This is a genomic window from Streptomyces sp. Root431 (assembly GCF_001426585.1).
In the GTDB taxonomy this organism is placed as follows: domain Bacteria; phylum Actinomycetota; class Actinomycetes; order Streptomycetales; family Streptomycetaceae; genus Streptomyces; species Streptomyces stackebrandtii.
In genome coordinates this window covers 278,784-301,598 of sequence record NZ_LMEI01000009.1, presented here as the reverse complement: position 1 = coordinate 301,598, position 22,815 = coordinate 278,784, and the positions used below count along the sequence as shown (strand labels likewise).

The 22,815-nt window shown below is 70.6% G+C and carries 10 protein-coding genes; 8 read left to right on the top strand and 2 right to left on the bottom strand.

Features of this window, described 5'->3' with window-relative positions; all coding sequences use genetic code 11:
- Positions 1–73: 73 nt before the first annotated feature.
- On the bottom strand, positions 74–3,253 hold the full coding sequence (locus tag ASC82_RS14865; RefSeq protein WP_242427658.1) for a hypothetical protein: 3,180 nt from the start codon (positions 3,251–3,253) through the stop codon (positions 74–76).
- Between the two features lie 647 nt (positions 3,254–3,900).
- Between ASC82_RS14865 and ASC82_RS14860 the strand changes: the two genes are divergently transcribed.
- Together ASC82_RS14860 and ASC82_RS30380 are read left to right on the top strand one after the other, a co-directional pair.
- Positions 3,901–11,844: a polymorphic toxin-type HINT domain-containing protein gene (locus ASC82_RS14860; RefSeq protein ID WP_242427685.1), complete on the top strand. Its 7,944-nt coding sequence runs from the start codon at positions 3,901–3,903 to the stop codon at positions 11,842–11,844.
- A 1-nt stretch (position 11,845) separates the two neighbouring features.
- The gene (locus ASC82_RS30380; protein WP_157863467.1) at positions 11,846–12,226 is read left to right on the top strand and encodes a hypothetical protein; all 381 of its coding nucleotides are present in this window, start codon (positions 11,846–11,848) and stop codon (positions 12,224–12,226) included.
- 192 nt (positions 12,227–12,418) lie between these two features.
- On the opposite strand, the gene ASC82_RS14855 is transcribed toward ASC82_RS30380, so the two are convergent.
- Positions 12,419–13,612 carry a hypothetical protein gene (locus ASC82_RS14855; protein ID WP_056647249.1) on the bottom strand — a complete coding sequence of 398 codons (1,194 nt, stop codon included), beginning with the start codon at positions 13,610–13,612 and terminating at the stop codon, positions 12,419–12,421.
- Positions 13,613–13,789: 177 nt separating this feature from the next.
- Between ASC82_RS14855 and ASC82_RS14850 the strand changes: the two genes are divergently transcribed.
- The 6 genes from ASC82_RS14850 to ASC82_RS14825 all read left to right on the top strand — a co-directional run bounded on the left by ASC82_RS14850 (position 13,790) and on the right by ASC82_RS14825 (position 22,815).
- Positions 13,790–15,601: a hypothetical protein gene (locus ASC82_RS14850; RefSeq protein ID WP_199862537.1), complete on the top strand. Its 1,812-nt coding sequence runs from the start codon at positions 13,790–13,792 to the stop codon at positions 15,599–15,601.
- Between the two features lie 107 nt (positions 15,602–15,708).
- Positions 15,709–16,542, top strand: a complete 834-nt coding sequence (locus ASC82_RS14845) for a M55 family metallopeptidase (protein ID WP_056647246.1) — start codon at positions 15,709–15,711, stop codon at positions 16,540–16,542.
- Complete coding sequence (locus tag ASC82_RS14840) at positions 16,535–17,869, top strand: M20/M25/M40 family metallo-hydrolase (RefSeq protein ID WP_056647243.1); 1,335 nt, start codon at positions 16,535–16,537, stop codon at positions 17,867–17,869. Before ASC82_RS14845 ends, ASC82_RS14840 begins: the two co-directional genes overlap by 8 nt.
- A 22-nt stretch (positions 17,870–17,891) precedes the next feature.
- Positions 17,892–19,907: a prolyl oligopeptidase family serine peptidase gene (locus tag ASC82_RS14835; RefSeq protein WP_056647239.1), complete on the top strand. Its 2,016-nt coding sequence runs from the start codon at positions 17,892–17,894 to the stop codon at positions 19,905–19,907.
- A complete protein-coding gene (locus tag ASC82_RS14830) occupies positions 19,904–20,857 on the top strand; it encodes an LD-carboxypeptidase (RefSeq protein WP_056647237.1) in 954 nt (317 codons plus the stop codon). Before ASC82_RS14835 ends, ASC82_RS14830 begins: the two co-directional genes overlap by 4 nt.
- Positions 20,858–21,018: 161 nt before the next feature.
- Complete coding sequence (locus ASC82_RS14825) at positions 21,019–22,815, top strand: CocE/NonD family hydrolase (protein WP_056647233.1); 1,797 nt, start codon at positions 21,019–21,021, stop codon at positions 22,813–22,815.

Here is a 22,815-nt window from a genome sequence, read left to right as displayed (position 1 = left end):
AGGGAACACGAAGCCCCGGCCGCCTGCTGCGAGGCAGGCGGCCGGGGCTCGGGATCAGCGGACGGGGGCGGGATCAGCCCAGGGCGCGGATGCCCCGCCAGTCGACGGACAGGACCGTCCTGACCGGCGCGTTGGTGTTGGTGGTGGACGGGTAGTACAGCTTCATGTTGCCCGTGTCACCGAAGCGGGCCCAGATGTCGGGCACGCCGTCCTTGTTGACGTCGGGGATGCCGATCGCGGTCGTGACGTTGACCTCGGTCCAGCTCGTACCGAAAGCGACGTCACCGTTGAGCGAGTTGACCGCGACCTTGATCGACTCCAGGTCGACGCCGCCGCCCGTACCGGGCTTGCCGTGGCGGGCGTACATGTTGCCGTTGTCCAGGTTGCGCCACAGCAGGTCGGGCGTGCCGTCCTTGTTCATGTCCGCGATGTTGACGATCTCGCGGCGGGCCCAGGCGGTGCCCTCCATCAGCGTCGCGGTCTGGAAGGTGGCGCCCGTGTAGCCGGACAGCACCCAGAACTGCGTCCCGGCCCGCAGGGTCAGGTCGGGCAGCTTGTCGCCGTTGATGTCGCCGATCGCCTTCAGCTGCGTCCAGGTGGACGGCGCCGGGGCGTTGGCCGGCAGCCGGATCTCGATCCGCTCGTCGACGTTGAAGGTGCCGTAGCCGTCACCCGGGTAGATCCAGAACTTCTTGTCCGGGGTGACCGCGAACATGTCGGTCGAACCGTCGCCCGGGTACGTGTCGTTGTAGTGCGCGATCAGCGAGGCGGTGCCCGCCGCGTCGATCCAGTGGTTCGGCGGGTCGACCTGCTTGTCCTTGGTCACGTACGACGCGGCGAGGCAGCTGTACAGCTCACCGCCGGTGCCGGGGACCGCCGGGTCGGCGGGGGCGCCCACGCAGTTCTTCAGCTTGCCGTCCGGGTAGAGCACCAGCAGGTCGGCGATGTCGTCGCCACCGGTGTCCATCGGACCGTCGGCCCGGTCGCGCGGCGGCAGGTAGAAGGAGTAGTCGCCCTTGAGGCTCTGGTTGCCGTTGACGTCGTAGGCGTAGACGTACAGGGCGGTCGGACCCGCGTGCCGGGGCGAGACGCTGGGGAGGGTGATCTTGCCGTTCACGGGCGGCGGCGTCTCGATGAGCGCCTCGCCCTCGAAGGCGTACTTGAACTTCGTCGCGCCGGCGGCACTGAAGGTGAAGTCACCGGGAGTGCCGTACTTGACCTTGGCCCAGGTCTTGCCGTCGGGCGTGGCCTCGGTGAACACGGTGCTGCTGATGTCCGGCTGCGGCGGCGCGGTCGGGTCCATGGTGATCCGGCACGACTCGGTGCCGTCCGGGTAGAACGTGGAGACCGCACCGGCCGCGTCCTCGGACCGCACGTCCCACGAGTAGAGGGTGTTGGCCGTGATGTCCTTCCACAGCGGGTTGTCGGCCTGGATGACCATCTGGCCGTATCCGGTGGAGTCCGCGGTGGCGAGGTACTCGGTCTTGGTGGTCGCGCCGGCCTTCCAGATGCGGAACCGCAGCTTGGGAATGGTGCCGTCCGCGTCGTAGCCCTTGGCCTTCAGGGTGACGGTGGTCCGGCCGATGGTGACGCTGTTCGTCGGTCCGGGCACACACGCGCCGCCCGGGGAGGACGTGCCGTTGGTCGGCTGGGACGGGGCGCGGTTGTAGTCGCCCTCGACGACGGCGGAGGTCGCGAGGAACTTGCGCCAGGTCTGGGTGTCGCCCTCGCTGGTGGCACGCATGCCGAAGGTGAGGGTCTCGGCGCCGGCGTCCGCGCTCTTCTGGACTCCCGCCAGCACGTTGAACGCCTCGTACGCGTCCGGGCAGCCGGTCGAGGACCAGCCGTGGGCGAAGGACTGCCAGTCCAGCTTCGTCGACCAGCTCGGCTGCGCGTTCCAGGTCGTGCCGGAGGAGATCGACCCGGTCTGCCAGAACTGGAACTCCCGCGCGGTGCAGGACCAGGAGTGGTTGTTCTTGACCTTGAAGGTGGCCCGGGTGAACTTCGCGCCCTCGTAGCTCTTGGAGAACTTCATCCGCCAGAAGGAGCGGCCGAGACCGCCGGTGTCGCTCTCGTACCCCACGCGGGCGTCGGAGGTACCGGAGGAGAAGTTCGTGCCGTTCCAGAAGCTGGAGGTCGGGTACTTCTTGTACGCGGTCGTCCAGGCCGCCCAGCCGCTGTTGAGCGGCGGGTCGATGAAGACCGGGTACTTCGTGTCCTGGTGGGCGAGGAGACCGGTCCGGCCCAGGCCCAGGTTCAGGGTGGCCGTACCGGTGTCGTCGCCGTCGAGCGCGACCGGGAGCTGCGCGGAGCGCGCGCCCGGCTCGATGCCCGTCAGACCCGACAGCTTCAGTACGTCGGCGGGGCCGGCGACCGAGGTGCGCTGGGGGGTGCCCGGCTTGAGCTCGGGGTCCCGGCCGCTGGAGTCCCAGGCGAAGGGGGTCGGGATGGTGCCGACCTCGGCGCCGGACTTGTCCAGGACCTGGATCCGGTTGGCCTTCGCGTCCTGGCGGAAGACCGCGGTCGTCGACCGCAGGCCGTACGAGACGGTCGCGAGGTCCTTGTTCTGCGCGGCCTCGCGGTTCTTGACGATCAGGAGCTGGCCGAAGCCGCCCTCCTCACGCACCACGAGAAGCAGGTCGACGCCGGGCAGCACCTCGGGGTAGAGGGCACGCGGGCCGTCGAGCACCGGCTTCGGCAGGGCGCCGGGCCAGGTGTACGCGATGGTGTGGCCGTTGAGGTCGACCTCGGCGAGGACGGACGTGTCGCCCGCGCCCTCGGCGAGCGGCACGCGGGCGTACGAGCGGTCGGCGCGGGCCTCGTCGGAGGTGCCCCCGGAGAAGCGGACCGGCACGGCCGGGTTGGCCGGACGGACGGTCAGGTCGCCGGCGTCCGCCGTCTTGCGCAGGGTGTTGTCGATGGGCGCCCACTTGCCCCGGGCGTTCTTCGCCCGCTGGGGCAGCGCGTGGATCTGGGTGCGCATCTGCCCGTTCGGCAGTGCCCAGACCAACTCGGTGGCGGTGGTCGCCGTGTCGACGAGCACCTTCTTGCCGGTGCGCTTGGCCTCGGCCGACGCGGCGGCCTCGTCCTTCGGCCCGGTCGACGCCTGCTTGGCGTCCGTGCGGGGGGCGTTGGGCGAGCTGGGGGAGCTGGCGGTCGAAGGCGTGCTCGGCTGCCACCAGGGCAGGAGCGCGGCGGTGAGTGCGGCCAGGACGAGGCCGAGGGTGAGTGTCAGCCGTGTGCGCGTGCGCACGAACGGGCTGAGAAAACGAGGCGGCGCGGGCACGGCGGTCTACTCCCGTGGGACCAGAGGGATTTTCGGACAGCGCAGAGAGCGCCCCGACGGACCGTCCGCGGGGCACAAGGCGCGCACACGATCACACGTGCGGCACGGGACGTCCATTCCTGAGGGCTTTATGAAGATGTTATGAGTTTCATGGAGCAGACGTGACGGTCAGTCATTTGATGCTGGTTAGCGTCGTTTTGATGGTGTTTTAGGTCGCAATTGCGCTCGGTGTCTCATCTATCGCGAACATCGGCAGTGTGAGGTTCTGTTTGCGACTGCACCGTGGCGAATCTCACTGTCGAATCGCTTCGACCGCTCGGCCGATCTTGAATATGGAGCGCACATGACACAGAGTGCGCACGCACGCGCCTGATCCAGGCGCGTGCTCTTTGGTGTTTCCGCACCTCCTCCGTTGTCTTGTTCGTTTGGGTGGGAGTCGACGCGTGATGCGTGCTTCAGAACCACTGTCATGGGTGGGGCGGAATCGCCTAGCCCTGACAGAGCCACAACGACGGCGCCGTCGGCGAAGCCGCACAGCGACCGTCCTTCTTTTGTCATCGGTATTGACGGTGACGAGCCTGGGCGGGCAGGCCCTGGCCGTTCCCGGCGACGGGATGAGCCGAGAGCAGACGACCTCCCAGGTCGATCTGCCGGACATCCCCGACAGCACCGCGCTCGCCGACGACGCCAGCGCCGACAAGACGCTGAGCCTCGGCGACGAGCAGCAGGTCGTCCCCTACGCGCCGAAGAACGTCGCCGCGTGGGCGGAGGACACCGGTAAGGCGCCGCTGACGGCGGAGACCCAGCCGGGCACCACCGTCCCCGTGGTGAACGAGACCACGTCGGTCGGTCTGCCGGTCGCGGTCGGCGTGCCGGTCGGCCAGGACCCGACGAAGGTCGACGGCGACTGGCAGGTCGCGGTCAAGTCGACCACCACGTCGGAGGACACCGGCGTCCCGGGCATGATCCTTGAGGTCATTCCGCCGGCGGACGCCGATCCGACCGCGCAGGTCACGCTCGAGGTCGACACCACCGGCTTCGCCGACCGCTACGGCCCCCAGGCCGCCGAGCGCTTCGGCCTGGTCCTGCTGCCGAACTGCGTCATCGACTCCCCGGACTCCGGTGACTGTGCCCCGGACGCCGGCACGGAGACCATGTCCGGCACGACCGAGGTAGCCGACGAGATCGAGCGGCTGCGGTCCACGGTCAAGGAGGTGCCGGCCGCCAAGGCCCCCACCAAGGTCAAGCTCAAGAAGAACGAGCCCACCCGCACGATCCTCTCCGGATCGGTGCCGGTCGCGAACCTGCTCGAGGGCGGCGCCACCCGCTCGTCCGTCTCCGGCGTCTCGGCCCGGCAGGTCGCCCTCCCGGCCGTCGACACCTCCGGCCGCCAGGTCGTCGGTGCGATGGACACCGGAGCCTCGGCGAACGGCGACTTCACCGCCTCGCCGCTGCTGTCCGCCGGCTCCTGGGCCGCGGGCTCGTCGAACGGTGCCTTCACCTACGGCTACCAGGTGCAGGTCCCGGAGGCCGCCGGCGGTCTGACCCCCAAGGTCAGCCTGGGCTACTCGTCGCAGACGGTCGACGGCCGCACCTCGGCGTCGAACAACCAGGCCTCCTGGATCGGTGACGGCTGGGACTACAACCCGGGCTCCATCAGCCGGACGTACGTCAACTGCCGCCAGGACTCCAAGAAGGCCGGGGCGAACAACTCGACCCACAAGACGGCCGACCTGTGCTGGGGCTCGGAGAACGCCACCCTCTCCCTGGGCGGCATGACCACCGAGCTGGTGTGGGACGAGTCCAAGGGCAAGTGGTTCAGTGCCAACGGTGACGGCTCGAAGATCGAGCGGTTCAAGGACACGTCCAAGGACCCGCGTTCGGGCATGAAGGACGCCGACGGCGAGTACTGGGTCGTCACCACCAAGGACGGCACGAAGTACCACTTCGGCCTGAACAAGCTCCCGGGCTGGTCGGACAACGGCGCCGCCGCGGACGACCCGTACACCGACTCCGTGCTCGCGGTGCCGGTCTACGGCAACCACGCGGGCGAGCCCTGCTACAAGGGCTCGACGACCGCTGACTGGAAGAACTCCGCCTGCAACCAGGCCTGGCAGTGGAACCTCGACTACGTCGAGGACGTCCACGGCAACGCCATGTCGCTGTGGTGGGAGCGCGAGAAGAACTACTACGCGAAGAACTTCTACTTCAAGGGCCCCGTCGAGTACCACCGCGGTGGCTACCTGAAGCGCATCGACTACGGCCAGCGCAACGACACCGTCTTCAGCGCCGAGGCCCCGGCCCGCGTGCGCTTCGACGTCGCCGAGCGCTGCTTCACCGAGGGCACGCTGACCTGCAGCGACGCGAACTTCACGTCGAGCGACCCGGGCAAGTACCGCATCTGGTACGACACCCCCGCCGACCTGCGGTGCCAGGCGGTCACCTCGACGGACAAGAAGAAGTGCTGGAACGCCGGTCCGACCTTCTGGTCCACCAAGCGCCTGGACAAGATCACCACCGAGGCCCAGCGCCTCACCGGCACCACCGCGCGCCAGGACGTCGACCAGTACCAGCTCAAGCAGAACTTCCCCGTCCTCAAGACCGGCCCGAACACGGCCCTGTGGCTGGAGTCCATCCAGCGCACCGGCTACGCACGCAACGGCTCGACGGACGCCTCGGTCACGCTCAACCCGATCCGGTTCGAGTCCAACGAGGAGGAGATGCCCAACCGCGTCCTCCTGCGGGAGACGTCGGGCGACAAGAAGGGCGACCCGATCGACCCGCGCCCCGGCTTCGCCAGGCTGCGCATCGGTCGCGTCATCAACGAGTACGGCGGCGAGACCGTCGTCACGTACAAGATGCCGACCTGGGGTGACGCGGCGGACGGCTGCGCCAGCAGGACGGGCCTGCCCGGCAAGACGGACACGGCCGCTCTGAAGGCCAACACGCGTCTGTGCTACCCGATGTTCTGGCACCCGGACGCCGAGGTCGAGGACATCGACTGGTTCCACAAGTACGTGGTCGACTCGATCGAGGAACTGCCGAACGTCGACGGCTCGCACTCCACGCGGACGTCGTACGACTACAAGAACGCCGGCTGGAAGCTCGCCGAGGCGGAGTTCAGCAAGAAGTCCACGCGTACGTACTCGCAGTTCGCGGGCTTCGAGCAGACGGCCGTCATCACGGGCGAGCGCAACGTCGCCGCCGACAACGGCGAGGGTTCCGCCCCGGGCGAGGACACGCCCGGCACCGAGGGGCCGAAGACCAAGGCGGTCACCCGTTTCTACCGGGGCATGGGCGACACCGTCCCCATGAAGACCATCACGGGCACCACGCTCACCGACAACGGTGCGACGGTCTACGACCGTGAGGCCTTCGCCGGCCGAATAGCCGAGGAGTTCAGCTACTCCAACGCGGCCGACGCGGACGCCGACTGGCTCACCCGCAGCCTCACCGTCCCCGAGGCCACCGAGCTCGCCAGCCGCCCCCGCGGCGACGGCCTCGACCCGCTGAAGGCGTGGCGCGTCACCGAGCCGGACGAGGTCGCGTACACGAAGTCGTCGGGCACGGGTGACGACACCCGCACCCTGCGGAGCGTCCGCACCAAGACGACGTTCGACAGCGTCCACGGTCTGCCCACCATGGTGGAGTCGTTCGGCGACGCCGACCCGGCCAAGACCGGCGACGAGTCCTGCACCAAGCTCGAGTACCTGCACAACACGACCAAGAACATCATCGGTCTGACCAAGCAGGCTCTCGTCTCGTCCACGTCGTGTGCCGCCGCGGACTGGTCCGACCTCACGAAGCTGAGCGCCGGTGGCCGGACGTCCTACGACAACACCGCGTACGGCACGGCGCTCGCCGACACCACCCGCGGTCTGGCCACCGAGACGTGGTCCATCAACGAGAGCGGCACCGGCTGGCGGACCGGCGGCACCGTCGCCTTCGACGCCCTCGGCCGGGTCACCAAGCAGATCGACGTCGACAAGAAGGAGTACACGACCACCTTCGACCCGCCGACGGGTCAGGTTTTCAAGATCACCCAGACGAACCCGCTGGGCCACACCCAGGTCCAGGAGGTCGAGCCGGGCCGCGGCGTCTCGCTGAAGACCACCGACGTCAACGGCCACGTCAGCGAAGCGACGTTCGACCCGCTGGGCCGTCTTGCTGAGGCATGGTCCCCCGGCCGGACCCCGTCGCCGAACGCGGTCCCGGACTTCAGGGCCGAGTACGTGACCCCGGGCGACCAGCCCGACCCGAACGACCCGGACGGCGGAAAGCTCCGCAAGCCCCCGTACATCACGACCTACAGCCGTGGCTACGAGAACCGGATCGAAAAGTCCGTCACGATCTACGACGGTCTCGGCCGTGAGCGCCAGTCGCAGGAGGAGGCGGACGGCGGTGGCCGTCTGATCACCGACACGCTGTACAACAGCGCCGGTGAGGTCTACCAGACCAACAACGCCTACCTCAACGAGGACGCTCCGAACGGCGAGCTGTTCACCCCGCGCGCCGACACCACGGTCCCGAACATCACCCGGTACAAGTACGACGGCCTCGGCCGCGTGCTCGAGGAGATGCCGGTCCTCAAGGTGAAGGCCCCCGGGACCACCGAGGCCATCTCCCAGGAGGTGCCAGAGAAGGCGACCCGCTACGAGTACGGACCCGACTGGTCGAAGGTGATCCACCCGCAGGGTGCCTCGTCCTACAAGGTCTACACCGACGCCCTCGGCCGCACCGTCCGCACGGACACCACCAACCCGGCGGCGCCCGGCGGCTACACGTCGACGCGCTACACGTACGACAACCGTGGTCAGCTGACGAAGGCGACGCCCTCGGCCGACCCGACCCACCCGTGGTCGTGGACGTTCGACATGCGTGGCCGGCTGGAGACCGCGACCGACCCGGACACGGGCACCACGCGGGTGACGTACGACCACCGTGACCGGCCGCTGACGACGACCAACGCGCGGGGCGTCACGACCTGGAACGCGTACGACGAGCTGTCCCGCCCCAAGGAACAGCGCCTCGGCGGCCCCACGGGCACGCTGATCGCCGGGTTCACGTACGACACCGTCGCCGGCGGCAAGGGCATGCCTGCCTCGGCCACCCGGTACACCGACGGCCTGGCGTACACGCAGAAGGTCAACGGCTACACGAAGGACTACCAGCCGACCTCGACGACCCTGTCGCTTCCCACGTCGCTGGCCGCCACGTGGGGCATCCCCGCGGACTACCAGTACGACTACAAGTTCTCCGACAACGGCATGCTGGAGGAGGCGACCCTTCCCAAGGCCGGCAAGTTCGACCCGGAGAAGCTGGTCATCCGTTACAACAAGGAGGGCAACCCGCTCTCGGTCTCCGGCAAGGACTGGTACGGCTCGGAGACGGTCTACTCGCCCTACGGCCAGGTCATGCGCTCGACACTGGGCGCGGTGCCGTACCGGGTGTGGGCACAGAACTCCTTCGACGAGTCGACCGGTGAGCTCCAGAACCAGATGGTCTACCGGGAGCAGACCGGCGGCGCCGGTCCGGTCGCGGGCAACCTGGTCTCGAAGCGCGAGTACGCCTACGACCCGGCCGGCAACGTCACGGGCATCCGTGAGCACGCCACCGGGATCGAGGAGCGGCAGTGCTTCACGTACGACCCGCTGGGTCAGCTGAAGAACGCCTGGACCTCCAAGGACCAGGAGAACTGCACCGCCCCGAAGAACACGGACGGCACGCTCAACGTCGCCCCGGGCAAGGACAGCTCCGGCTACTGGCAGGAGTACGAGTACGACCTCCTCGGCAACCGCACCAAGCTGGTCGAGAAGGACCTGACCGGTGCCACCGCCAAGGACGCGACCACCACGTACCAGTACGGTGTGGGCGCGGCGAAGAGCCAGCCGCACACGCTCACCAAGGTCTCGAAGACCTACACCACCCCCGCGGGTGCGCAGGTCAAGGCCGAGGCCGAGCGGCTGTACGAGCTGACGGGTGAGACGAAGTCCGTCACCGCGCTCGACAACGGTGACAAGCAGACGTTGACGTGGACTCCCGACGGCATGGTCGACCGGATCACCGGCGCGGGCACCGGAGGCAAGACTCCCTACGTGGGCCTGGCCGACAAGTGCATCGACCTCAAGAGCGGTCTCGCGGTCGCTGGGCAGCCGGTCCAGCTCTACAGCTGTAACACCACTCTGGCGCAGAGCTGGAAGTTCACGCCCACCCCGAGCACCCCGGCGACTCCGCAGACCGACCCCAACCGGGGCACGCTGTCGGTGTACGACGACTGGTGCCTCCAGCCGGCCGCCAACACGGCCGGGTCCGCGCTGCAGATCCAGAAGTGCGCCGGCACCGCCGCTGCGGCGACGGCGCAGGAGCTGAAGCGCAACGCCGCCGGTCAGCTGACGCACGTCGCGTCCAACCTGTGCCTGGCGGTACAGGGTGCCAACTCGGCCAACGCCACAGCGATCGTCCTGGCCACGTGCGACGGAGCCTCCGCCGCGCAGCTCTGGGCGCCGCAGAACGACACCCGTCACATCTACGGCCCCGGCGGCGAGCGCCTGCTCACCATCAAGGGCAAGACGGCCACCCTGAACCTGGGTGACACGGAGGTCACCGTCCAGCAGGGCGGCGTCCTGGTTCAGTCGCAGCGCACCTACAGCACCCCTGCCGGCGCGGTCATGCGCTACGCCAACGGCACGGCTGGGGACCAACTGGTCGCCCTGACCACGGACCACCAGGGTTCCACCTACGCCGAGGTGTTGCTCGGTGGCGCGATGGACGTCCGGATCCGCAAGCAGGACGCGTTCGGCAACCAGCGGGGTGCCGGCACGACCGGCGTCAACCTGCAGGCGCACACCGGGTTCCTCGGCAAGACCAGGGACGACTCCTCCGGCTACACGCTGCTCGGCGCCCGCCTGTACGACCCTGTGGTCGGACGTTTCCTCTCCGCCGACCCGCTGATGGACCTGAACGACCCACAGCAGGCCAACGGATACGTCTACGCGCACAACAACCCGGTCACCCACGCGGACCCGACGGGTCTGGCGATCACCCTGACCGCCTCGGAGAAGGCGGCGGCCCTCGTGGGCGCGGGCCTGTCCGCGGCTCAGGTCGCGCAGGCGCAGGCCACCATGGGTAAGTCCCTCACCTCGGTGATCCTCGCCGCGGCGTGGAGCGTCCTGAGCGACTTCATCGGGCTCAGTGACGCCATGGCCTGCTTCGGCGGTGACATGTGGTCCTGCGGCAGCATGATCATCGGGGCGATCCCGTGGACCAAGCTGGGCAAGATCCCGTCCGTTCTGAGGGCGGTCGACCGCACGATCAACGCCATCCAGGCGTTCAAGAAGGCGAAGGCTGCGGCGGAAGCCGTGCTCAAGGCCGCCAAGGCGGCCGAGGCGGCGGCTCTGAGAGCCAAGAAGGCCGCCATCGAGAAGGCGAAGAAGGAGGCCGCGCAACGGGCCAAGAAGAAGGCAGCCGAGGCCGCCAAACGGAAGGCCGACGCTGCTGCGGCCGCCAAGAAGAAGACCGGTAACCCAGTCCAGAAGCGGGCCCAGGCCAAGGCGGCCCCGAAGTCCTCGTCCGTGGCCGGTGGCGGCAAGGGTGGCGGCAAGGGCGGCGGTGGCGGCAAGGTCAGCACGTCGAAGCCGGGCGGAAGCTCCGGTGGCTCCTCCCGTAGCAACGGCGGGTCCAGCGGCGGTTCCTGCAAGACGGCGGACAACAGCTTCGTGCCGGGCGCGAAGGTGTTGATGGCGGACGGCTCCACCAAGTCCATCGAGGACGTCAGGACGGGTGACAAGATCGTCGCCACCGACCCGAAGACCGGGGAGACCCGGATCGAGACGGTCACGGCGGAGATCAAGGGCAAGGGCCTCAAGCGCCTGGTCAAGGTCACCATCGACACGGACGGCCCGAAGGGCGCGAAGACGGCCGAGCTCACCGCGACCGACGGCCACCCCTTCTGGGTCCCCGAGCTGGGCAAGTGGATCGACGCCACGGATCTGAAGGCACGCCAGTGGCTCCAGACGAGCGCGGGCACGTACGTCCAGATCACGTCGATCAGGCGCTGGACGGCCCAGAACGCGACGGTTCACAACCTGACGGTCTCGGACCTCCACACGTACTATGTTGCGGCGGGTAGCGCCCCGGTCTTGGTCCACAACTGTGGAGCGAACGTCGATGGGTATTACTACCGCGGTGTCGTCGAGGGGCACCATAGCTATGACACCGCTGCGCAAGGCCGTGCGGTGCCCCGCGGAACCAGGGCGGACATGAACGACCACTCGGGTGGAGATGGCACGGATACCATCTTCACGTCGTGGTCGGACGACTTCGAAACTGCCGAGTTCTTTGCCCAGAATCGGGGAGACGATTGGATTGGGAGAGGTGTGATGCTGCGCATCAGGGTGGCAAGCATCGATCCCGCCATAGGGCCGTCGAGAAACATTCAGATCCACGGCGGTCCATATGAAAGGTTCTTCGAAGACGAGCATCTCATCGTTGGTGAAATCCTGGCCGACGACATCAGCTTCGACTTCGGGCAAACCTGGACACCAGTCAGGCGGCGGTGAGGTGAACGAGGTATCCGCGAGTGAACTGCTCGCTGCATTCGAGTCCGACTCCGATGCCAGCATTCAGGCCAAGAATGCATTGCTTTCCGGAGCACCTTTCGAGATCTGGCTCAAACCTCTTCCAGCGTCGATGCTTCGGGGCATCCTTCGCGGGAGGGTGGGAAGTCTGCAGCGGCGCGGTAAGCCGGTTGTCGGGATCACGGAATGCCTTGCGGGTCTTGCCGAAAAGGGCGAGCAGGGCGTTCTTGTGGCCAACGTGGACGATCGCGAACGAGGCGGATACCTCTTTCGTCTCTACCTTGATCCGCAACCGCTCAAAGTGGTCGGATGTATGGGGTTTGGCTCCTCCCCCGAAGGTGACCCCAACACCGGTCCCGAGTAAACACCGCCGGCGGCCGGGTTTCCGGGCCATCCGGACGAGCTCCCACTGAGCCCGGCGGCACGCCGCTGGCTCGACGCTCACCAGCAGTGTGGCCGGGCCGGTCATCCCGGCCCGGCCACACTCGAGGCAGTTCGAGAGCCCCGACTGAGACATCGGTCGGGGCTCCCACTTTTTCCGTTTCGGAGGTGGTCCTCAGGAGGCGGTCGACGCCTTGCGCAGCGCGCTGATGCAGGTGCCGATCGCCTCCTGGAGGGCTTCGAGGCGCTGGAGCATGTCGGCCTCGTAGATGTCCTCCTCCATCACCTCGTCCAGGGTCAGTTCCTCGAAGACCTTCGTCGCCTTCTGCAGGCTGTTGTAGAACTTGGTGCGCCGCTCCTGGACCCGTAGCGTCGGGTCCTCCTCGACGGCCCGGGCGACCAGGCCCTTCACCGCGTCGTACGCCTCACCGGCCCACTCGCCCGCCTCCTCGGAGTCGTCGAGCTCGTCGATGAGCGACAGGTGGCGCTCCGCCTCGGCGCGCAGCTCGGCCGGCGCCTCCACGGTCTGCCCGGCGGGGGTCTTGATCTGGCCGTTCTCGACGATCTGCCGCACGTACCCGATGCGGTCGGCCGCCTTCGCCTCGCTCGCCACGGCCTTCTTCAGGTCGTCGGTGCGGGCGATGGCGCGGGCCATCTCCGTCTGGAGGGCCGGGTCCTCCTTCATCCGGTCGAGCAGCGCCCCGCGCGCCGCCTCGGCCGTGCCGGGGTCGGCGAGGATCGCGGCCCGCAGCGCCGTCGGGTTCTCGGCGACCTCCAGGGCCTTCGTCGGCCGGATGCCCTCCGCCTCGGCCGCCGCGCTGATCGCCTGGCCGCGCACGGAGGACGCGCTGTTGCGGGAGGTGTAGTACGAGAGCCAGACGTCCGCGTCGGGCAGCTCGACGTCCTCGCCGGGGACCAGGACCTCGAACTGCGGGACCAGGCCGTCGTCGGCCGCCATGTCCCAGGCCTTGTAGTAGCGCATGACCCGGTCGGGCGAGCACCCCGCGAGCGCGGCGAAGGCCTTCGCCGAGACCTTCGTGGCGGCCGTGCCCTCGGCGGGCTGACCGCCGGGGCGCACGCTCCGCGCGACCTTCAGCGCGAAGGCCCAGCCGCCGGTCCGCGCGTAGATCCCGAAGTCCTGCGCGTCACGGACGACGACGGGGTCGTGCGCGTCGGGCGACACCGGCTCCGGCTCCTCATCCTCTGCATCGTCCTGGGCCTCGGCCTGGACCTCGGCCTCGGGGGACTCCGGCTCGGGGGCCGACGGCTCCCAGAACTCCGGCTCCGAGATCGGCGCCGGGGCGGCCTCGTGAGCGGCGGCCTCGCGCTCTTCGGCGGACGTGTCGGACGGGGTGATGGCGATGGTCACCGAGTGCTCTCCGGAAGGTCGGTACGACAACTGCGGCCGACAGCCTATACGCACACGTTGACGATATTTCGCCCCATTCGAGCCATCGTTGAAACGCCTGTTAATTCGATGGCGGGTCGGGAGGCCCGGAGGGCAGCATGCTCCCATGATCTACGGAATCGAGCTCCACCCCGCGCGATGAGCGCCCGGCACGAGCGCCCGACGCTCGCCCCTTCGCTCCCCGCCCCCTCCCTCTTCGCCTACGCCCGGGACCTCCGGCGCGCGGAACCCGGCGCGCCCCTGCCCAGGGGCGGCCATCCCCTGCCCGACACCGGGCGCCCACCAAGACCCCCACGCGTCGGCCGCACGCATACCGAGGCCCGGATCGCCGTCACCGACGTGCTCCTCTCCCTGCTCGCCGACCCGGACGCGGAGCGGGCGGCCGCAGAGGCCCACCGGGTCATCGCCGCGACCGGGGTGCGCGACCGGACCGTCTTCTCCGCGGCAGCCGCACTCCCACCACCCGAGGACTCGACCGACCGGGCCCTCGCCAGGGCACTCGGCCGGCACCTGACCCGCGACGGGACCACCACGGTCACCGTGGCCGCCGGTCTCGGCATCCTCGCCCGGCTCGGCGAGGCCGAGGACGTGCCGTATCTCCGCACCCTCGGCGTTCTCCAAGGACTCGACCAGGAGGTCGTCACCGCACTCACACCCCTGGACCGGCGGACCGCCGCGTTCGTGTGGTTGATCCACCGCGTCCGAGGGGCCGAGCTGCGCGCACTCGTCGACGCACTCGACTCGCGGGACACCGAGGCCGTACGCGCTCGGTTCCTGGAGATCCCGACCGGGCCCCGGGCCCTCGGGCCCGGGGGCGCCTGGCACGTCGCCGAGGCCATCGGGCTCGCGGGCCTCCTCCGGCGGGAACCGGACCGTCACGGGCTGCTCGCCCAGGCGGTCCGTGTGCTGGTCCGGATGACCAGCCGCAGGAACTATGTGGCCGAGATCCTTCGGTACGGAGAGGCCGTCGAGCTGTACGAGACGGTGGCCGGCCTCGCCCACCGGCTGCCCCGCGAGCTCGACCACCGGGCCGATCTGGTCTCCCTCGCCCTCGACCTGCACAGCGGCGCCGGGCACCTTCTCGCCTGGCCGGAGGGGCGGCGCGAGAAACTCGTCGACAGCCTCCTGGCGGTGGCGAGGTGGCAGGGCGACGCGCCCGCCGACCCGGCGGACCGGCGGCGCGCCGACTGGCTCCGCCGGACGGTCCGGCGGCTCCGTTCCGCCCGCCGGCTCCGTACCGACGACGCCTTGGAGCCGTCCGGCGCTCCCCGGCTGCGGATCGAGGTCGCCGTCGCCGATCCCGCCGAACCGGACGTCGTCGAGACCCGCTTCCTGATCGACGGACGACCCCTCGTCCCCGAGGCCTTCGACCAGGGGCCCGGCGATTCGCCCGAGCGGCTGCTCGACGAGGGCGCCCTGCGGGCCACGTCCGAGCCCCGCGAGGTGCGGCTCGCCGAGGCCTACTGCACCGAGGGCTGCTGCGGCGCGCTCTACGTCACCGTGCGGCGCGACGGCGACCACGTCGTCTGGGACGGCTGGCGGCGGCCGGAGGCGCCGGGTGGAGCGCCGGAACTCCCCGCGTACCGCTTCGACGCCGTCGCGTACGACGCCGAGATCGCGTACGCGGAACACGACCAGAGCTGGACGTGGCCGGCCCGCCGCACCGCCCGGCTGATCACCGCGGGCCTGCGCGAGCGGCCGGAGACGCTCACCCGGTGGGGGCTGCGGCAGGGATGGATCTCCACGGACTTCGGCGCACCGGACACGACCGTGGTCACCTTCACAGGCCCGCCCCTGGCCGCCGACGGAACGCCCGAGGCGGAGGGGGAGAAGCGGCAGTTCCTGTGGCACATCCCGGACGACGGGACACCGCCCGAGGAACAGGCCGCCGCCGCCCTGCGCCGTATGGCCGAGGACGATCCCCGGGGGTATCCGGAACTCCGCGGATGATCCGTACCGCCGTCCCGGTGACCTTCGGCGGGCCGTCAATGGTCCACTCCAACGGCGGTTATCCACAGGGGTGGTAGGGCCGCCGGGCGGCGCGTACGGTGCCAGACATGAAGATCCTCATCAGCGCCGACATGGAAGGCGCGACCGGTGTGACCTGGCCCGCCGACGTGCTGCCCGGTACGCCCCAGTGGGAGCGCTGCCGCGCGATGTTCACGTCCGACGTGAACGCGGCCGTGCTCGGCTTCTTCGACGGCGGCGCCGACGAGGTGCTGATCAACGAGGCGCACTCGAGCATGCGGAACCTGCTCCTGGAGCGGCTCGACGAGCGCGCCGAGATGCTCACCGGACGGCACAAGTCGCTGTCGATGGTCGAGGGCGTGCAGCACGGGGACGTCGACGGCATCGCGTTCGTCGGCTACCACACGGGCGCGGGCAGCGAGGGCGTCCTCGCGCACACGTACCTGGCCAACTCGATCACGGGCGTCTGGCTGAACGGCGAGCGGGCGAGCGAGGGCCTGCTCAACGCCCATGTGGTCGCGGAGTACGGCGTCCCGGTCGTGCTCGTCACCGGCGACGACCTGACCTGCGAGGACGCCCTCGGGTACGCGCCGGAGGCCCGCAAGGTCGCCGTCAAGGACCACGTCTCGCGGTACGCGGCGGTGTGCCGCACCCCGGCCAGGACCGCCGCCGACATCAGAGCGGCGGCGAAGGACGCGACCGCGCTCGCCGTACGGCACGAACCGGTCCGCGGCGGGCCGTTCACGGTGGAGCTGGAGTTCGACGCCGACCACCTGGGCGCGGCCGCCACGGTGGTTCCCGGCGTGGCGCGGAGCGGTGAGCGGCGCGTCTCCTACACGGGAGAGACGATGTACGAGGCAATTCGCACGTTCAAGGCGGTCACGACCATCGTCTCGGCCGCGGTGGAGGAGCAGTATGGCTGAGGAGGTCCGGGGCCCGGACACGACGGCGCTCGACGAGGTGGTCACCTTCACCTCCGAGCTCATCCGCATCGACACCACCAACCACGGCGACGGCGACTGCCGTGAGCGTCCCGCCGCCGAGTACGTCGCCGAGCGGCTCGCCGCCGCCGGACTCGAACCCGCCCTCCTGGAGCGGACCCCCGGCCGCACCAACGTCGTGGCGCGCATCCCCGGCACCGACCCCACGGCCGACGCACTCCTCGTCCACGGCCACCTCGACGTGGTCCCCGCCGACCCGGCCGAATGGCGCGTGCACCCCTTCTCCGGGGAGGTCCGCGACGGGGTCGTGTGGGGGCGCGGCGCCGTCGACATGAAGAACATGGACGCGATGGTCCTGGCCGTCGTCCGCTCCTGGGCCCGGCAGGGCGTCCGGCCGCGCCGCGACATCGTCCTCGCGTACACCGCCGACGAGGAGGCAAGCGCCGACGACGGCTCCGGCTTCCTGGCCGACCGTCACGCCGCGCTCTTCGAGGGCTGCACGGAAGGCATCAGCGAGTCCGGGGCGTTCAGCTTCCACCCGCAGCCCGGCACGACCCTCTACCCGATCGCGGCGGGGGAGCGGGGCACCGCCTGGCTCAAGCTGACCGCCCACGGCCGGGCCGGCCACGGCTCCAAGGTGAACACGGCCAACGCCGTCACCCGCCTCGCCTCCGCCGTGGCCAGGATCGGCGCGCACACCTGGCCCGTCCGCCTCACCACCACCGTCCGCGCCGCCCTCACCGAACTCGCCGCGCTGTACGGCATCGACGTCGACACGAGCGCACCCGACCTCGACGTCGACCTCCTCCTCGACAAGCTCGGACCCGCCGCCGCACTCCTCGCACCGGTCGTCCGCAACAGCGCCAACCCGACGATGCTGAAGGCCGGTTACAAGGTCAACGTCATCCCGGGCCAGGCCGTCGCGTATATCGACGGGCGGACGCTGCCCGGCGGCGAGGAGGAGTTCGCCACGACCATGGACGCGCTCACCGGGCCCGACGTGGAGTGGGAGTTCCACCACCGGGAGGTGTCCCTGGAGGCCCCGGTCGACTCGCCGACCTTCGCGAAGCTGCGGGCCGCCGTCGAGCGCTTCGACCCGGCCGGGCACGTCGTGCCGTTCACCATGTCCGGCGGCACCGACGCCAAGCAGTTCTCCCGGCTCGGCATCACCGGCTACGGATTCTCGCCGCTCCGGCTGCCTCCGGAGCTCGACTACGGGGCGCTCTTCCACGGCGTCGACGAGCGCGTCCCGGTCGACGCCCTGCACTTCGGTGTCCGGGTGCTCGACCACTATCTGAAGTCCGCGTAGGAACGTGACAGGGGGAGTCGAGATGGCCACCACCGCGACCACGACCACGGCCGCCCACGGCACCTGGCCGTCGCCCGTCGGCGCCGCGCTCGCCGCCGCCCACGACGGGCGGCCCGAGTACGCGGGCACCGTCGGCGACGAGCTGTGGTGGACCGCGCCGCGCCCCGCCGAGGGAGGCCGGCGCGCCCTCGTCCGGCGGCGCGCCGACGGCACCGAGGAGAGCGTGCTCCCCGCCCCGTGGAACGTCCGCAGCCGGGTCATCGAGTACGGCGGGCAGCCCTGGGCCGCACTCGCGCGTCCTACCGGCGGACCGCTCGTGGTCTTCAGCCACTTCCCCGACCAGCGGCTGTACGCGTACGAGCCGGAGGCCGGACCCGGCGCCGAGCCCCGGCCGCTCACCCCCGTCGCCGAATCCGGCGAAGGACCGCGCTGGGTGGATCCGGTGCTCCACCCGGAGCGCGGCGAGGTGTGGTGCGTCCTGGAGGAGTCCACCGGGCCCGCGCCCACCGATGTGCGCCGGGTCCTCGCCGCCGTGCCGCTGGACGGATCGGCCGCCGGGGACCGGAGCGCCGTGCGCGAACTCTCCGACGGGCGGCACCGGTTCGTGACGGGCCCCCGCGTCTCCCCGGACGGGCGCCGGGTGGCCTGGATCGCCTGGGACCACCCCCGCATGCCCTGGGACGGCACCGAGGTCCAGCTCGCCGAGGTCGCCCCCGACGGCACCTTCCACGGCGCGCGGACCGTCACCGGCGGGCCCGCCGAGTCGATCCCCCAGGTCGCCTGGGACGCTGCGGGGCGCCTGCTCTTCGCGAGCGACCGCACCGGCTGGTGGAACCTCTACCGGGCGGAGATCGCCGCGGACGGCGGCCTCCGCGAACCGGTCGCTCTCCACCCCCGCGACGAGGAGTTCGCCGGACCGCTCTGGAAGATCGGGCTCACCTGGTTCACCCCCCTGGAGAACGGCCTGATCGCCGTCGTCCACGGCAAGGGAACCACCGCCCTCGGGATACTGGACCCCGACAGCGGTGTCCTCGTCGACGCCGCCGGCCCCTGGACCGAATGGGCCGCCACCCTCGCCGCACACGGCACCCGCGTCGTCGGTGTCGCCGCGGGACCGCGCAGCGCCTACGAACTCGTCGAGCTCGACACCCGCACCGGCCGCACCCGCGTCGTCGGCGCCGCGCACACGGACGCCGTCGACCCCGCGTACTACCCCGAGCCGCTCGTCCGCACCTTCACCGGCCCCGGCGGCCGCGAGATCCACGCGCAGGTGTACCCGCCGCACCACCCCGGGTACACCGGCCCCGACGGCGAACTGCCGCCCTACGTGATCTGGGCCCACGGCGGGCCCACCGGGCACGCCCCGCTCGTCCTCGACCTGGAGATCGCCTACTTCACCTCGCGCGGGATCGGCGTCGCCGAGGTCAACTACGGCGGATCGACGGGCTACGGCCGGGAGTACCGGGAGCGGCTGCGCGAGCAGTGGGGCGTCGTCGACGTCGAGGACTGCGCCGCCGTCGCGGCGGCGCTCGCCGCCGAGGGCACCGCCGACCCGGCCCGGCTCGCGGTGCGCGGCGGCAGCGCGGGCGGCTGGACGGCCGCGGCCTCCCTCGTCACCACCGACGTGTACGCCTGCGGCACGATCATCTACCCCATCCTCGACCTGCGCGGCTGGGCCACCGACGAGACCCACGACTTCGAGTCCCGGTACCTCGAAAGTCTCATCGGACCGCTCGACGAGGTCCCCGCCCGCTACGAGGAACGCTCGCCGATCGAGCACGTCGACCGGGTCACGACCCCCTTCCTGCTGCTCCAGGGGCTCGACGACGTCATCTGCCCGCCCGCGCAGGCCGAGCGCTTCCTCGGCAGGATGGCCGGCCGGGGCGTTCCCCACGCCTACCTCGCCTTCGAGGGAGAAGGGCACGGCTTCCGCAGGGCCGACACGATGATCAGAGCCCTGGAAGCCGAACTCGCCCTGTACGCGCGGACCTTCGGCCTCGACCGCACCGACGTCCCCGACCTGGAGCTCCGCACGTGACCCGGAACGCCCCGCACACCACCGCCGAACCCCTCACCCGGGCCGAGCGCCTCCGCCCCGGGGCGCGGGTCGCCGTCGTCGCCCCCAGCGGGCCCATACCCGAGGAGCGGCTCCGGGCCGGGCTCGACATCCTGCGCGGCTGGGACCTGGACCCGGTGGTCGCCCCGCACGTCCTCGACGCCCACCCCACCCTCGGCTACCTCGCGGGCGCGGACCGGGCGAGGGCCCGCGACCTGACGGAGGCCTACTGCGACCCCTCGGTCTCCGCAGTGATCTGCGCGCGCGGCGGCTACGGGGTGCAGCGCATGGTGGACCTCGTCGACTGGGCGGCGATCCGGGCGGCCGGGCCCAAGGCGTTCGTCGGCTACAGCGACGTGACCGCCCTGCACGAGGCCTTCGCCGTCCGGACGGGACGCGCCACGCTCCACGGACCGATGGTCGCCGCCGCCACCTTCCTGGCGGACCCGCACACCCAGGAGTCGCTGCGGGCCACGCTGTTCGAGCCGGAATCGGTACGGACGCTCGGCCTGGAGACGGCGCGGGCGCTGGTCCCCGGCCGCGCCCGCGGGGTCACGCTCGGCGGCTGCGTCAGCCTGCTCGCCGCCGACCTCGGCACCCCGCACGGCAGGCCCTCGGCGCGCGGCGGGCTGCTGCTCCTGGAGGACGTGGGGGAGGAGCCGTACCGGCTCGACCGGATCCTCACCCAACTGCTGCGTTCCGGCTGGCTGGACGGTGTCGCGGGCGTCGGCCTCGGCTCGTGGGAGGAGTGCGGCCCGTACGAGGACGTGCGGGCGGTCCTCGTGGACCGGCTCGGCGGCCTCGGCATACCCGTGGTGGAGGAGCTGGGCTTCGGCCACAGCGCGACGGCGCTGACCGTGCCCCTGGGCGTGCCCGGCGTGCTCGACGCGGACGAGGGCACGCTCACCCTCGACGTACCGGCTCTGCGATGAGGCGGGAGCCCGCGCCCGCGACGGACGGTCTTCACTGAATCTCCGTCAACAACCTTCGTCGCGCGCGTTGACGGGCGTATGACACGTGTCACAGCATGGGCGCTGCCCCGGTACCTACCAGTCGGTAGGTACCCCGTGGGGCTCTCGGTGTCGCCCTCAGCGTGGAGGTCTTCGTGTCCCGTGCCGTGCCCCGGTCCCGCAGGATCCTCGCGCTCGTGGCCGGTGCGGCCGCCCTGGCCGCGCCACTCGCCCTCGCCGCACCGGCGAACGGCGCCGAGGCAGAGACCGCCGCCGGCGCGTACACCGTGACCCCGCTCCGGTTCACCGTCGAGGCGGGCGGCCGCACCTGCGCCGTCGACGCCGACCTCTACCGTCCGGCGGGCGTGGACGCCGGGCACCCCGCACCCGCCGTCCTCGCCACCAACGGCTTCGGCGGGAGCAAGAGCGACGGCTCCACCGACGCCATCGGCAAGGCCTTCGCCGAGCGCGGCTACGTCGGCCTCGTCTACTCGGGCCTCGGCTTCGGCACATCCGGCTGCCTGATCTCCCTCGACGACCCGGAGATCGACGGCCGGGCCGCGGCCCGGCTCGTCGACTTCCTCGCAGGCGTACGGACCGCCGACGACGGCACCCGCGCCGACTTCGTCGTCCGCGACGGCGCGGGCGACCCCCGGGTCGGCATGATCGGCGGCTCCTACGGCGGCGCCGTCCAGCTCGCCGCCGCCTCCGTCGACCCCCGCATCGACGCCCTCGTCCCCCTCATCACCTGGAACGACCTCGCGTACTCCCTCGCCCCCAACGCCGCCGACCGGTCGACCCCCGGCGTCTTCAAGTGGCAGTGGGCCAACGGCTTCTACCTGATGGGGGAGGGGCAGCCGCTGCTCTCGCCCTCTCTCGACCCCAGCCGGATCAACTCGCTCGGCTGCCTGCACTTCGTCACCGACGCCTGTGACACCGTGCGGCTCCTCAACTCCGGCCGGTACCCGGCCGCCGAGACCGAGAAGATGCTCGCCTTCGCCCGCAGCGTCTCCCCGGTCTCGTACCTGGACCGGGTCAAGGCACCCACCCTGATCGTCCAGGGCCAGTCCGACAGCCTCTTCAACCTCAACGAGGCCCGGGCGACCTACGACCGGCTGCGGCAGCGCGGCGTCGACACCCGGATGATCTGGCAGTCCTGGGGACACAGCGGAGGTCAGAAGCCCGGCGAACTCGACCTCGGTCAGGGCAACCTGGAGACCAGTTACGTCGGGCAGCGCGTCCTCGCCTGGTTCGACCGCCATCTCCGCAAGGACCCGACCGCCGACACCGGGCCCGCGTTCGCGTGGTATCGCGAGGGGCAGAGCGGCTACGGCACCGCCGCCCGGGTTCCGGCGCTCAGCCAGAAGCTGTACCTCTCCGGCGACGGCAAGCTTGTCGACAACCGGACGAAGGTCGCCCGGGGCTCACGCCAGTACACCAACTGGCTGTTCCCGACGAGCCATTCGGAGTCCTCGCTCGCCGGGATGATCGGCCTGCCCGACCCCCGGCCGTACGACACGGCCGGCACCTACCTCGGCTGGAGCAGCGCCCCGCTCGCCGCGCCCGTCGACCTCGTCGGCGCCCCGAAGGCCACCCTCAAGGTCGTCTCGCCGAGGACCGAACGCGTCCAGGGCTCACGCGACGCGGCCGACAAGCTCGTCCTCTTCGCGAAGCTCTACGACGTCGCGCCCGACGGCACGAAGACCCTCGTCAACCGGCTCGTCGCACCCGTCCGGGTGCCCGACGTGACCCGCCCGTTCACGGTCGAGCTGCCGGGCATCGTGCACCGCTACGAGGCCGGCCACCGGTTGGAGTTCGTGATCGCGGCCAGCGACTCGGCCTACTTCGGCAACCGGGGCGTCAAGCCCGTGATCGTCACCAGCGCCCCCGAGGACACGGGGACGCTGGAGCTTCCCCTCGTCGCGGGAAGGGTGGGGTAG

Excerpts from the sequence above, each read along its gene's own strand:
- ASC82_RS14860 (WP_242427685.1), top strand. The coding sequence starts at position 3,901 with ATGAGCCGAGAGCAGACGACCTCCCAGGTCGATCTGCCGGACATCCCC.
- ASC82_RS14850 (WP_199862537.1), top strand. The coding sequence starts at position 13,790 with ATGAGCGCCCGGCACGAGCGCCCGACGCTCGCCCCTTCGCTCCCCGCC.
- ASC82_RS14845 (WP_056647246.1), top strand. The coding sequence starts at position 15,709 with ATGAAGATCCTCATCAGCGCCGACATGGAAGGCGCGACCGGTGTGACC.
- ASC82_RS14840 (WP_056647243.1), top strand. The coding sequence starts at position 16,535 with ATGGCTGAGGAGGTCCGGGGCCCGGACACGACGGCGCTCGACGAGGTG.
- ASC82_RS14835 (WP_056647239.1), top strand. The coding sequence starts at position 17,892 with ATGGCCACCACCGCGACCACGACCACGGCCGCCCACGGCACCTGGCCG.